Origin of the sequence: Hydrogenophaga sp. ZJX-1 (genome assembly GCF_048590325.1) — a bacterium.
Taxonomy (GTDB): Bacteria; Pseudomonadota; Gammaproteobacteria; order Burkholderiales; family Burkholderiaceae_C; genus Hydrogenophaga.
In genome coordinates this window covers 189655-202629 of the sequence record NZ_JBMBRA010000006.1, presented here as the reverse complement: position 1 = coordinate 202629, position 12975 = coordinate 189655, and the positions used below count along the sequence as shown (strand labels likewise).

General features: G+C 63.8%; 12 protein-coding genes and 1 tRNA gene. 9 read left to right on the top strand and 4 right to left on the bottom strand.

Features of this window, described 5'->3' with window-relative positions; genetic code table 11:
* The first annotated feature begins 63 nt into the window (after nt 1–63).
* The 6 genes from hscB (at nt 64) to ACN5W5_RS17890 (ending at nt 4939) form a co-directional block, all read left to right on the top strand.
* Nucleotides 64–582, top strand: a complete 519-nt coding sequence (gene hscB / locus ACN5W5_RS17915; protein WP_420049833.1) for a Fe-S protein assembly co-chaperone HscB — start codon at nt 64–66, stop codon at nt 580–582.
* Nucleotides 583–634: 52 nt separating this feature from the next.
* Nucleotides 635–2518 (top strand): Fe-S protein assembly chaperone HscA, encoded by a 1884-nt coding sequence (gene hscA / locus ACN5W5_RS17910; protein ID WP_420049832.1) that lies wholly within the window; start codon nt 635–637, stop codon nt 2516–2518.
* Nucleotides 2519–2550: 32 nt separating this feature from the next.
* Nucleotides 2551–2889 (top strand): ISC system 2Fe-2S type ferredoxin, encoded by a 339-nt coding sequence (fdx, locus tag ACN5W5_RS17905; RefSeq protein WP_177133886.1) that lies wholly within the window; start codon nt 2551–2553, stop codon nt 2887–2889.
* On the top strand, nt 2889–3596 hold the full coding sequence (dnaQ, locus tag ACN5W5_RS17900; protein WP_420049831.1) for a DNA polymerase III subunit epsilon: 708 nt from the start codon (nt 2889–2891) through the stop codon (nt 3594–3596). Before fdx ends, dnaQ begins: the two co-directional genes overlap by 1 nt.
* A gap of 93 nt (nt 3597–3689) precedes the next feature.
* Nucleotides 3690–3764, top strand: a tRNA-Val gene (locus ACN5W5_RS17895).
* A 68-nt stretch (nt 3765–3832) separates the two neighbouring features.
* Nucleotides 3833–4939 carry an NAD(P)/FAD-dependent oxidoreductase gene (locus tag ACN5W5_RS17890; RefSeq protein ID WP_420049830.1) on the top strand — a complete coding sequence of 369 codons (1107 nt, stop codon included), beginning with the start codon at nt 3833–3835 and terminating at the stop codon, nt 4937–4939.
* Between the two features lie 18 nt (nt 4940–4957).
* Here ACN5W5_RS17890 and ACN5W5_RS17885 read toward each other — a convergent pair whose 3' ends face one another.
* Nucleotides 4958–6049: a quinone-dependent dihydroorotate dehydrogenase gene (locus ACN5W5_RS17885; protein WP_420049829.1), complete on the bottom strand. Its 1092-nt coding sequence runs from the start codon at nt 6047–6049 to the stop codon at nt 4958–4960.
* 41 nt (nt 6050–6090) lie between these two features.
* On the opposite strand from ACN5W5_RS17885, the gene rpiA reads away from it, so the two are divergent.
* Nucleotides 6091–6762, top strand: coding sequence for a ribose-5-phosphate isomerase RpiA (gene rpiA, locus ACN5W5_RS17880; protein ID WP_420049828.1), 672 nt, complete (start codon nt 6091–6093; stop codon nt 6760–6762).
* A gap of 19 nt (nt 6763–6781) precedes the next feature.
* On the opposite strand, the gene ACN5W5_RS17875 is transcribed toward rpiA, so the two are convergent.
* Genes ACN5W5_RS17875 through ACN5W5_RS17865 form a run of 3 tightly spaced genes read right to left on the bottom strand, consistent with a single transcriptional unit; the run spans nt 6782 to nt 10143 of the window.
* Nucleotides 6782–7462, bottom strand: a complete 681-nt coding sequence (locus tag ACN5W5_RS17875) for a DUF4124 domain-containing protein (protein ID WP_420049827.1) — start codon at nt 7460–7462, stop codon at nt 6782–6784.
* Between the two features lie 56 nt (nt 7463–7518).
* Nucleotides 7519–9612 carry a M3 family metallopeptidase gene (locus tag ACN5W5_RS17870; RefSeq protein ID WP_420049826.1) on the bottom strand — a complete coding sequence of 698 codons (2094 nt, stop codon included), beginning with the start codon at nt 9610–9612 and terminating at the stop codon, nt 7519–7521.
* A gap of 60 nt (nt 9613–9672) precedes the next feature.
* On the bottom strand, nt 9673–10143 hold the full coding sequence (locus tag ACN5W5_RS17865) for a YhbY family RNA-binding protein (protein WP_210825194.1): 471 nt from the start codon (nt 10141–10143) through the stop codon (nt 9673–9675).
* Between the two features lie 44 nt (nt 10144–10187).
* Here ACN5W5_RS17865 and ACN5W5_RS17860 point away from each other — a divergent pair, with 44 nt between their 5' ends.
* Together ACN5W5_RS17860 and ftsH are read left to right on the top strand one after the other, a co-directional pair.
* Nucleotides 10188–10907 (top strand): RlmE family RNA methyltransferase, encoded by a 720-nt coding sequence (locus ACN5W5_RS17860; RefSeq protein ID WP_420049825.1) that lies wholly within the window; start codon nt 10188–10190, stop codon nt 10905–10907.
* A 96-nt stretch (nt 10908–11003) separates the two neighbouring features.
* A complete protein-coding gene (gene ftsH, locus ACN5W5_RS17855; protein ID WP_420049824.1) occupies nt 11004–12923 on the top strand; it encodes an ATP-dependent zinc metalloprotease FtsH in 1920 nt (639 codons plus the stop codon).
* The last annotated feature ends 52 nt before the right edge of the window (nt 12924–12975 follow it).

Genomic DNA, 12975 nt, shown 5'->3' with positions numbered 1-12975 from the left:
ACTGTTGCCGAATCACCCACTAGTAGCCGCCAGTGCGTACCGTCCTGGCGGCTTTTTGATGCCATGAACCTGTTGTCCAACGACTTCGAAATTTTCGGTATTGCACCTGCATTTGCGCTGGACCGCGACGCGCTGGACCAACGCTGGAAAGACCTGCAGCGCGAGGCCCATCCGGACCGTTTTGCAGCGTCCGATGCCCCCGCGCAACGCCTGGCCATGCAATGGTCTGTGCGCATCAATGAGGCCTACCAGCGCCTGAAAGACCCGCTCAAGCGTGCCGCCTATCTGTGCGAGTTGAATGGCGTGCCGATCCAGGCAGAAAACAACACCGCCATGCCGGCCGCCTTCCTGATGCAGCAGATGCAGTGGCGTGAAGACCTGGAAGAGGCCCGTAGCAGCGAGGCGCTGGAGCGCACGGCTGACGAGGTGGCTGCGGCGCGCCGGACCATGTTGACCCAGCTGCAGCAGACCGCCGACGGCGAGCGCGACTTCGCTGCGTTGGCCCAGCAGGTCAGAGCCCTTATGTTTGTTGAGCGCTTTGCCAGCGACGTGGAGAACCGGCTCGATCAGCTGGGACAATAGAAGGCTGACCTCCGCAACCCTCTGCTTTCTTTATCCATCAGAACCCGCGCACATGGCTCTCCTGCAGATTTCCGAACCCGGCCAGTCCCTCGATCCGCACCAGCGACGGGTGGCGGTCGGCATCGACCTTGGCACCACGCATTCGCTGGTGGCCGCCGTGCGCCACGGGGTGTCCGAATGCCTGCCCGCGGCGGACGGTCGCACGATCTTGCCCAGCGTGGTGCGCTACCTGGATCCGGCGCAAGGCGGCTCGGGTCGCCAGATCGGCTTTGAAGCGCTGGCCGCGCAGGTCAACGATCCAGCCAACACCGTGAGTTCGGTCAAGCGCTTGATGGGGCGCACACGCGCCCAGGTGGCCGACGCTGACAAGTTGCCGTACACGGTGGTGGACGAGAACGGTATGGCCGTGGTCGAGACCATCGCCGGACGCAAGACACCCATGGAGGTGAGCGCCGAAATCCTGGCCACGCTGCGTTTCCGGGCCGAAGACAGTTTCGACGATGAGCTGTTTGGGGCGGTCATCACCGTGCCCGCGTACTTCGACGACGCGCAGCGCCAGGCCACGAAAGACGCGGCGCAGCTCGCCGGCATCAACGTGCTGCGCCTGATCAACGAACCCACCGCCGCAGCGATCGCGTACGGGCTGGACAACGGCTCGGAAGGCATCTACGCCATCTACGACCTCGGTGGCGGCACCTTCGACATCTCCATCCTGCGCCTGACGCGGGGGGTGTTCGAGGTCATGGCCACGGGGGGCGACTCCGCGCTGGGCGGCGACGATTACGACCAGGCGCTCGCAGCCTGGGTGCTGGCGCAACAAGGCGTGACCATGCCGCTGAACGCATCCGAGCGTGCGGGTCTGCACGCAGAGGCCCGCCGCTGCAAGGAAGCCCTGTCGGCCGTGGATGCCCGCACCGGTCATGTGGTGTTCGAAGCGGTGGTCGGTGGCCAGACGCTGCGCCAGACCGTCACGCCGGCCCAGTTCGAGGCAACCACCTCCGCACTCACGGCCCGCACCATGGCGGCGGTGCGCAAGGTGCTGCGCGATGCGCACATTGCCAAGGACGAAGTCAAGGGCGTGGTCATGGTGGGTGGTTCCACCCGCATGCCGGTGATCCGCCGTACCGTGGGTGAGTTCTTCGGTCAGGAACCGCTGGTCAACCTGAATCCGGACGAGGTGGTGGCTCTGGGCGCAGCCATCCAGGCCAACGCGTTGGCCGGCAACAGCCGCGACGGCGACCTGCTGCTGCTCGACGTGATCCCGCTCTCGCTCGGTATCGAGACCATGGGCGGGCTGGTTGAGCGCATCGTGCCGCGCAACAGCCCCATTCCCACCGCGCTGGCGCAAGATTTCACCACCTACCAGGACGGCCAGACCGCGCTGGCGCTGCACGTGGTGCAGGGCGAGCGCGATCTGGTGGCCGACTGCCGCAGCCTGGCGCGGTTCACGCTGCGCGGCATCCCGCCCATGGCCGCAGGTGCGGCGCGCATCCGTGTGAGTTTCACGGTGGATGCCGATGGCCTTTTGTCCGTCAACGCCAAGGAGCAGGGCAGCGGTGTCGAGGCCGCGATCGACGTCAAGCCGGCCTACGGCCTGTCGGACGAGCAGATCGCCGCCATGCTGAAGGACAGCTTTGCCACGGCCCAGCAGGACATGCAGGCGCGCGCGCTGGTTGAAGCCCGGGTGGACGCCGATCGCATGATCGCCGCCACGCACAGCGCGCTGGCGGCCGACGCCGACTTGCTGGAGCCCGCAGAGCTGCAAGCCATTCACAACCTCATTGCCCAGTTGACCCAGACCCTCGCCGGCGACAACGCCGCTGCCATCGAGTCCGCCACCGAAGTGCTCGCCAAGGGCACCGAAGCCTTTGCCGCCATGCGCATGAATCGAGGCATCCAGCATGCCCTGGCCGGCAAACGGCTCGAAGAAGTCTGAGGCCCGCCGCGGACCGACGCACAGGAACCCCCATGCCCATCATCAAGATATTGCCCCACCCCGAATACTGTCCGCAGGGAGCCCAGGTCAGCGCACCGGCCGGCACCTCGATCTGCGAGGCGCTGCTCGAAAACAACATCCCGATCGAGCACGCCTGCGACATGGTGTGTGCCTGCACCACCTGCCACGTGATCGTGCGTGAGGGCTTCAACAGCCTCAACGAGCTGGACGACAACGAAGAAGACCTGCTCGACCGGGCCTGGGGTCTGGAGCCCAACTCGCGCCTGTCCTGCCAGGCCATCCTGGCTCAGCAGGATGTGACGATCGAAATCCCGAAGTATTCGATCAACCACGCCAAAGAGAAACACTGATGCGTCAGATCGTCCTCGACACCGAAACCACCGGCCTGTCCGCCGACAGCGGCGACCGCATCATCGAAATCGGCTGTGTCGAGCTGCTCAACCGCAAGCTCACCGGCAACAACCTGCACTTCTACGTCAATCCCGAGCGCGACAGCCATGAGGACGCGCTCAAGGTGCACGGCATCAGCAACGAATTCCTGCGCGACAAACCCAAGTTCGGGCAGATCGCGGACGAGCTGCTGGACTACTTGCGCGACGCCGAACTGATCATCCACAACGCGCCTTTCGACATCAGCTTTCTCAACAAGGAACTGGAACGTCTGGGGCGTCCGCCGCTCAAGAGCGTGATCGGTCAGGTGATTGATAGCCTGGTGATGGCCAAGGAGATGTTCCCGGGCAAACGCAACGGCCTCGATGCGCTGTGTGACCGGCTGGGCGTGGACAATTCCGGGCGTACGCTGCACGGTGCGTTGCTCGATGCCGAACTGCTGGCCGACGTCTACATCAACATGACGCGCGGCCAGGACGCGTTGCTGATTGAAGGCAACGAAAGCAGCGAAGCGGGCGTCGAAGCCATCGTGATCGATCTGTCCCGGTTCGAGTTGCCCGTGCTTCGCGCCAATGAGCAGGAGCTGCAGGGGCACGATGTCGCGCTGGCCGATCTGGACAAGGCCTGCAAAGGCAAGACGCTCTGGCGCAAGCTCGAGGCGGCTTGACCGGGCATTTCACCAAATTTTCTGCGCACCGGGAAAAACGGCCCAAATAAGACGCTATAATTTGAGGCTTCCGAGAGATCGGTCAGATCAATCGGGCGGTTAGCTCAGTGGTAGAGCACTGCCTTCACACGGCAGGGGTCGCAGGTTCGAACCCTGCACCGCCCACCAGACAAAGCCCCAAGCGTTTCGCTTGGGGCTTTTTCGTTGGGGTCATGTCTTTGACAGGAGTTGGCGGCATGGAACAGGTGGATGTGGTGGTGATCGGCGCCGGCGTGGTCGGGCTGGCGGTGGCCCGTTCGCTGGCGCTGGCCGGGCGCGAGGTGATGGTGCTGGAGCGCGAGGCGACCATCGGCACTGGCACGAGTTCGCGCAACAGCGAGGTGATCCACGCCGGCATCTACTACCCCCAGGGTTCGCTCAAGGCGCTGCTGTGTGTGCGGGGCAGGGCGCTGCTGTACGCCTATTGTTCAGAACGCGGGATCGCTCACCGCCGGTGCGGCAAGCTGATCGTCGCCAACACGGCGTCGCAGGTGCGAGGGCTGCCGGGCATCCAGGCTCGCGCCGAAGCCAACGGTGTGCACGATTTGACGTGGCTCTCACGCGCTGAGGCGCTGGCCCAGGAACCTGCGCTCGAATGCCTCGCGGCCTTGCTCTCACCGTCCACCGGCATTGTCGACAGCCACGCCCTGATGCTGAGCCTGCAGGGCGATCTGGAACACGCGGGCGGACTGGTGGCCTGTCACAGCGGTGTCGAGCGCTTGCGGGTGATCGGCGCCGGGATCGAGGTGCTGATGCAGGATGGCACCGTTTTGTTGGCGCGCAGCGTGGTCAATGCAGCTGGGTTGCATGCCTGCCAGATCGCGCGGAACACCCAGGGACTGGACCCCGTGCACGCGCCCAAAGCCTGGTACGCCAAAGGGAGCTATTTCACCTTGAGCGGGCGCTCGCCATTCGCTCACCTGATCTACCCCGCGCCCGATCCCGAGGCGCACCTGGCCGGGCTGGGTGTGCACCTGACACTCGATCTGGGTGGTCAGGCCAAGTTTGGGCCGGATGTGCAGTGGACCGACGACCCGGATGACCTGGGCGTGAACCCGGCCAGCGCCGAGGGCTTTTACGCCGCGGTTCGCCAGTACTGGCCAGGATTGCCTGAGCAGGCCTTGTTGCCCGGCTACGCCGGCATGCGACCCAAGATCAGTGGTCCCCATGAACCCGCGGCCGATTTCCGCATCGATGGTCCGGGCGTGCACGGCGTGCCGGGACTGGTCAACCTGCTGGGCATCGAATCACCGGGCCTGACCAGTTGCCTGGCCATTGGCGAGCGGGTCGCGGCACAGCTGTGAGCGCCGCTGCCGTTCCATTCAGTGGGGCGCGGGTGCGGCGCTCCTGATCGCCTCGGCCGCTTCCCGGACAAGTGCCGGGCCTTTGTAGATCAGCCCGGTGTAGATCTGGACCACGTTGGCACCCGACTGGATCTTGCTCACCGCATCCGCGCCGCTGAGGATGCCGCCCACGCCGATGATGGGGAAACTCTTTCCCAGACAAGCGCGCAGGCGCCGGATCACACGGTTGCTGGCCGCCAGCACTGGCGCGCCCGAGAGCCCGCCCGTTTCGTTGGCATGGGGCAGGCCGGCCACCGCTTCACGACTGAGGGTCGTGTTGGTGGCGATCACGCCGAAGGCGTTGTTGGCCTGGCCTGTGCTGTCGGTGCCGTAACGCATCAAGGTGGTGGCGATCACCTCGATCTGGGTGTCGTCCAGATCGGGGGCGATCTTGACGAAGATGGGAATGCGTCGGCCCGTCTGCTGGGCGAGGGCTTCCCGACGTTCTGCGACGGCGCCGAGCAGCGCGTCCAGCGCTTCGTCGCTCTGCAGGCTGCGCAGGTTCTGGGTGTTCGGGCTGGAAATGTTGACCGTGACGTAGTCGGCGTGGGGGTACACGCCTTCGAGGCAGGTCAGGTAATCGTCGGTGGCGCGCTCGATCGGTGTGCTGGCGTTCTTGCCGATGTTCAGGCCCAGCAGCATCGGATGGGCGCCACCCTTGCTGCGAAAGCGCGCCCGCTGCACATTGGCGATGAAGGCGTCCAGGCCATCGTTGTTGAAACCCAGCCGGTTGATCAGGGCGTTGGCCTTGGGCAGTCGGAACATGCGCGGCTTGGGGTTGCCGGGCTGCGCCTTGGGCGTGACCGTGCCCACTTCGACAAATCCGAAACCCATGGCAGCCAGGCCGTCGATACAGGCGGCGTTCTTGTCCAGCCCTGCCGCCAGACCGACCCGGTTGGGGAAGTTCAGCCCTGCAAGGGTGACCGGATCGTCGATCCGGGTCTCACCATAGAGACAGGTCAGCGGCGAGCGCTGCAGCTTCGCGATGCTGTGCAGCGTGAGTTCGTGGGCGGCTTCCGGGTCAAGGCCGAAGAGGAAGGGGCGTGCGACAGCGTAGGGCAGAAGGGACATTGGATAATGGGGTGATTCTTTGTAACCGCTGATTGTCTCAAATGACCCAAGACGAACTCAAAGCCCTGGTGGGCCAGGCCGCCCTGCAATACGTGACCCCTGGTGACATCGTCGGTGTGGGCACCGGCTCGACGGTCAACAAGTTTATCGATGCGCTTGCCACCATGAAAGACCAGATTCCTGGCGCGGTGTCGAGCTCGGTAGCCTCCACGGCCCGACTGAAAGCGCTGGGCATCCCGGTCTTCGAAGCCAATGAGGTGGCCGAACTGTCGGTCTACATCGATGGCGCCGACGAAATCGATGCGCAGGGACACATGATCAAGGGCGGTGGCGCGGCGCTCACACGCGAGAAGATCGTGGCCGCCCAGTCACGCCGCTTCGTCTGCATTGCCGATGAGTCGAAGATGGTGAAGGCACTGGGCGCTTTTCCCCTGCCGGTGGAGGTGATCCCGATGGCCTCTGCCCGGCTGATCCGCCAGTTTTCCGCCCTTGGCGGCAAGGCTCACCTGCGCCTCAAGGACGGCGCCCCGCTGGTGACCGACAACGGTCAGCACATTCTGGATGTGACCGGCCTTCAGATCACCGATCCGCTGGCCTTCGAGAGCGAAGTGAACCAGTGGCCAGGCGTGGTCACCGTGGGTGTGTTTGCACACCAGAAGGCCAGCGTCTGCCTGCTGGGAACCAGCAGCGGCGTGAAGACGCTGACGTTCTGAGTCTCAGGGCCAAAACCGTTCAGAAGCGGATGCCGGCCGGGTTATCGGTCGGCGCTGTCACCGGCGTCTGGGCCGGTTGCACTGGCGGCCGGGCCGAAGCGGCATTCGGTCGCGCAGTAGCTGCCGCCTGCACGGGTTGCGTTGCCACCAACGCCGTTGCCGCAGGCCGGCGGTAACCGGATGGCAGGACGGACTGCTTGGGGTAGCCCGCTGCGTCCAGGTACTGCGTCCAATCGGCGTCCGAGAACCCTTTGATCTGTTGCCCGCCAATGCTGAGGAAGGGCAGCGAGGTTTCTCCACTCAGGCGCTTCAATGCAGCGGCGTCCTCGGCAGAATTGACCGTTTTTTCAGTGAAGGGCACGCCGCGCGCGGAGAGCAGGTTGCGCCCGGTGTTGCAGGGCGCGCAATCGGTCGCGGTGTAGAGGGTGACCGGATAGCGGTTGACCACCTGGCGCAGTTCCAGCGGCAGCTGTGGGTTGGCGGCCGCTCCGGCGCTGGCGGAGGCGCCGCCCACGACGGACGCCTTGCCGTTGGCCGGTGGTGGCTGGTCCGAATAGGTCACCTTGCCGTCGGGCCCCACGGTGCGGTACACGCCCTGGGCCGAGGCCCAGGGGGCGACGAGCGCGCCGAACACGACGCCAGCCAACGCCGCACGCACCAGCGAGCGCTGCGTGGAGGTCTGGGAAAGGGTGATGCTCATGTCAAATCCTTTTGCCAAATACAAGTTCCGAACCACATTCAGGCCGGCATTCGCGCTCAGGCCATGCCCTGGTGACGCAGCAAGGCATCGATGCCCGGCTCCCGCCCACGGAACGCCTTGAACGACGCCATGGCCGGGCGGCTGCCGCCAGCTTCCAGGATCGCCTCACGGTAGCGTCGGCCCGTTTCCACGTCCAGCGTGCCGTGCCCATTCTTCTGTGCAGCTTCCTCGAACGCGGCGTAGGCATCGGCCGACAGCACTTCGGCCCACTTGTAGCTGTAGTAGCCGGCAGAGTACCCACCCGCAAAGATGTGGCTGAAGGTGTGGGGCGTGCGGCTGTAGGCGGGCGGTTGCAGCACGGCGACTTCATCGCGCACCTGTTGCTGTAGCGCCAGGATGGCGTCGCCGTTGCTGACAGGCGCGGTCTGGCTGTGCAGCAGCATGTCGAACAGAGAAAACTCCACCTGGCGCAGCGTCTGCAGGCCGCTCTGGTAATTCTTGGCCGCGAGCATCTTGTCGAACAGGTCGCGGGGCAGCGGTTCGCCAGTGTCCACATGGGCCGTCATGTGCTTGAGCACGTCCCATTCCCAGCAGAAGTTCTCCATGAACTGGCTGGGCAGCTCCACCGCGTCCCATTCCACACCGCTGATGCCCGAGACATCGCGCTCGTTCACCAAGGTCAGCATGTGGTGCAGGCCGTGGCCAAACTCGTGGAAGAGGGTGATGACGTCATCGTGCGTCAGCAGCGGGGGCTTTTTTACGCCGTCGATTTCGACGCCTTCAGCGAAGTTACAGACCAGATGCGCCACCGGTGTCTGCAGCGCGCCAGTGTCCGGGCGCAGCCAGCGGGCGCGCACATCGTCCATCCAAGCCCCGCCACGTTTGCCCGTGCGGGCGGCCGGGTCGAGGTAGAACTGACCCACCAGCTGGGCGCCGGCCGGCGAAGTGCGTTCGATGCGGTAGAACTCCACACCGGGGTGCCAGACCGGTGCGGTGTCGCGGCGAATCGCCACTTCGAACAGCGTTTCAACGATCTGGAACAGCCCGGCGAGCACCTTGGGCGCTGTGAAATAGGGTTTGACTTCCTGCTCACTGAAGGCGTAGCGCGCTTCCTTGAGTTTTTCACCAACATAGGGCCAGTCCCACGCTTGCGGGTCAGTCAGGCCAAGCTCGCTGGCGGCGAAAGCGCGCAGGTCCGCCAGGTCCTTGTCGGCATACGGGCGCGCCTTGCCCGCCAGATCGCGCAGGAACTGGATCACCTGTTCGGGCGATTCGGCCATCTTGGGCACCAGCGACACGTCGCCAAAGTGCCTGTAGCCCAGCAGCTGAGCCTCTTCGTGGCGCAGGGCCAGCAGCTCGGCCATGATCGCGGTGTTGTCGAACTTCAGTGCCTCCGCGGCCGCCTGGTCGCTGGCCCGCGTGACGTAGGCCCGGTAGAGCTTTTCGCGCAGCGCGCTGCTGTGGGCGAATTGCATGACCGGCAAGTAGCAAGGCATCTTGAGGGTCAGCTTGTGACCCGTCTGGCCTTCGGCCTTGGCCGCTGCGGCCGTCGCCTGTTGCACATCGGCTGGAACGCCCGCCAGCTCTTCGGTGGACACGATCAGCGAGAACGCATCGGTCGCGTCGAGCGCGTTTTCGCTGAATTTCTGCCCCAACTCGGCCTGGCGCTCCTGCAGCCAGGCAAAACGTTCCTTGGCCTCGCCCTGCAGTTCTGCACCGCCCAGTACAAAGCTGCGCATGGCGTTTTTGTGCGCCTGCGTTTGCTCCGCGTTGAGGCTGGCAGGGTCCATGGCCTTGTACTTGGCGTAGAGGCGTTCGTCCGAGCCGAGCCGGGTCCAGAATTCAGTGACCTTGGGCAGGGCTTCGTTGTAGGCGGCGCGCAGCTCAGGCGTGTCGGCCACGCTGTTGAGGTGGCTGACAGCACCCCAGGCGCGCGAAAGGCGCTCGGTGGCCACGTCCAGCGCGCCGGCAATGGCGGCCCACTCAGCCGGGAACGTGTCCGCCGTGACCTGCTCCAGCGCGCGGTTGGCGTCGGTCAGCAAGACGTCCAGCGCCAGAGCCACCTGGTCCGGCGTGATGGCGTCAAAACGCGGCAAATCGGAAAAATCCAGCAGGGGCAAGGTGGCGCCCGGCACAGTTTGAAGGTTCATGCGGTTTCAGATGGTGCGCGACAGGGGAAGTTCAAGCCGCTGGTGGCCGGGGGCATCGGCTCACTGGGCGCTCTTCTTGATGCTCTTTTTCATGACCTTGGCACGCTTGACCTGGCCGCCGGGTGTGAGGCGCTGGTTGCCCAGGACGCGCACCACCTTGACTTCGGGGCGCTGACCGCCCCGTTTGCTGAACTTGAGCACCTTGACGTCACGCGGTCCCGGCATGCGCTCTTCGTCCGTCGCTTTTTCTTTCTCGGGCATCGGGCGCCACAACACCAGCAGTTTGCCGATGTGCTGGATCGGTGCGGCGTCGAGTTCGTCGGCCAGCGTCTTGAGCATGAGCTCTCGCGCGGCACGGTCGTCGCTGAACACGCGCACCTTGATCAGGCCGTGGGCCTTCAGGGCGTTGTCGATTTCTTTCTTGACGGACGGGCTCAGTCCATCGCCGCCAACGAGGACGACGGGATCGAGGTGGTGGGCATCAGCGCGGTGGACTTTGCGCTGGGCGGGAGTGAGTGTGATCTGGGGCATGGGACAATTATCGTTTACACAGAACTGAAAAGACCTTTATGGGCATGAAAGTCAAGACCCAGAGCAAGAAGGTCAACAAGGCCTGGCTCAACCAGCACGTCAACGATCCTTACGTGAAGCTGGCGAAAAGAGACGGCTACCGCGCGCGGGCCGCCTACAAACTCAAGGAAATTGACGAAACCTTGGGCCTGATTCATCCAGGGCACTGCGTGGTCGACCTAGGCTCTGCGCCTGGTGCCTGGAGCCAGTATGTGCGACGCCGCCTGAGTCCGCAGGGCGCGGCGGTGGGCGAACTCCATGGTCAGATCATCGCGCTCGACATGTTGCCCATGGAGGCGGTGGAGGGCGTTCACTTCATCCTGGGTGACTTTCGTGAACCCGAGGTGCTGGCTGCGCTGGAAAAATCGCTGATCGACAGGGGTGTGGCGGCTGTGGATGTGGTGGTTTCCGACATGGCACCCAATCTGTCGGGCATCGGGTCTGCCGACGCAGCGCGCATCACCGACCTGATCGAACTCGCCGTGGATTTCAGCGTGCATCACCTGAAGCCCGACGGCGCGCTGGTGGTCAAACTCTTTCACGGCGGGGCTTATGACCTCGCCGTGGCCCTGTTTCGCCAGACCTTCCGCGTGGTCAAAGCCATCAAGCCCAAGGCTTCACGCGACAAATCTTCTGAAACCTTTCTGGTGGGCATGGGTCTTAAACCCAGGCATGGGTCCGATACTTCGTGTCACGTCAAACAAATAAGCCAACCATCTGAATGACATTGCCAAGTCATTTGTCAATGGCAGGTCTTCTTGAAAGACCTAAAATGGGTCCAATATGCGTGTTTACGACAATGTTCTAGCCAGGAGCTGCACTTGAACAACCAGTGGTTCTCGAAAATCGCCGTGTGGATGGTTATCGCCATGGTGCTTTTCACCGTCTTCAAGCAGTTTGACGGCCGCGCAGCGGCTGGCGCTGGCTACATCGGCTACTCCGAGTTTCTTGACGAGGTGAAAGCCCAGCGCATCAAGAGCGCCACCATCCAGGAAGGCCAGGGCGGCACCGAGATCGTGGCCGTGACCCAGGACGACCGGCGCATCCGTACCACGGCAACCTATCTGGACCGCGGCCTGGTGGGTGACCTGATCAACAACAACGTCAAGTTCGACGTGCGCCCGCGCGAAGAAGGCTCGCTGCTGATGACCCTGCTCGTGAGCTGGGGCCCGATGCTGCTGCTGATCGGCGTCTGGATCTACTTCATGCGCCAGATGCAGGGTGGCGGCAAAGGTGGTGCTTTCAGCTTCGGCAAGAGCAAAGCGCGCATGCTCGACGAGAACAACAACACCGTAACTTTCGCCGACGTGGCAGGTTGCGATGAGGCCAAGGAAGAAGTCAAGGAAGTCGTGGACTTTCTCAAGGATCCGGCCAAGTTCCAAAAGCTGGGTGGTCGCATACCGCGTGGTTTGCTGCTGGTTGGCCCTCCAGGCACTGGTAAAACGCTGCTGGCCAAGGGCATCGCTGGCGAAGCCAAGGTGCCGTTCTTCAGTATTTCGGGCTCTGACTTCGTTGAGATGTTCGTCGGTGTGGGCGCGGCCCGCGTGCGCGACATGTTCGAAAACGCCAAGAAGAACGCACCCTGCATCATCTTCATCGATGAAATTGACGCCGTTGGTCGCCAGCGTGGTGCTGGCCTGGGCGGCGGCAATGACGAGCGCGAGCAGACCCTGAACCAGATGCTGGTTGAGATGGACGGTTTCGAAACCAATCTGGGTGTGATCGTGGTCGCGGCCACCAACCGCCCGGACATCCTGGACGCTGCCTTGCTGCGCCCGGGGCGTTTTGACCGCCAGGTCTACGTGACGCTGCCCGACATCCGTGGCCGCGAGCAGATTCTCAATGTGCACATGCGCAAAGTACCGTTGGGTACCGACGTGAACCCGAGCGTGATCGCCCGGGGCACGCCCGGCATGAGCGGCGCCGATCTGGCCAACCTGTGCAACGAAGCCGCCCTGATGGCCGCGCGCCGCAACGCCCGCGTGGTCGAGATGCAGGATTTCGAAAAGGCCAAAGACAAGATCTTCATGGGCCCCGAGCGCAAGAGCATGGTGATGCCCGAGGAAGAACGCCGCAACACGGCCTACCACGAGTCCGGCCACGCGCTGATCGGCAAACTGCTGCCCAAGTGCGATCCGGTGCACAAGGTCACCATCATTCCGCGCGGTCGCGCACTGGGTGTGACCATGAGCCTGCCCGCGCAAGACCGCTACAGCTACGACAAGGACTACATGCTGAACCAGATCAGCATGTTGTTTGGTGGCCGCATCGCCGAAGAAGTGTTCATGCACCAGATGACCACCGGCGCGTCCAACGACTTCGAACGCGCGACCACGATTGCACGTGACATGGTGATGCGCTACGGCATGACCGATGCACTCGGCCCCATGGTTTACGCTGAAAACGAAGGCGAAGTGTTTCTGGGCCGCTCGGTGACCAAGACCACCAACATGAGCGAGTCCACCATGCAGAAGGTCGACGCCGAGGTGCGCCGCATCATCGACCAGCAGTACAAGCTGGCGCGCGACCTGATCGAAGAAAACAGCGACAAGATGCACGCCATGGCGAAAGCCTTGTTGGAATGGGAAACCATCGATGCCGACCAGATCGATGACATCATGGCCGGCAAGCCACCCCGTCCGCCCAAGGACTGGACGCCCCGCAACCCTTCCGTGGGTGGTGGTGGAGGCAGCGGTGGCACTCCCGCTGTGAACACCGATCCGGCGCCAACGGCGGCCTGATCCCGCAGGCTTTTACCTGCTTTCACCTGACGGGGCCTTTGGCCCCGTTGCT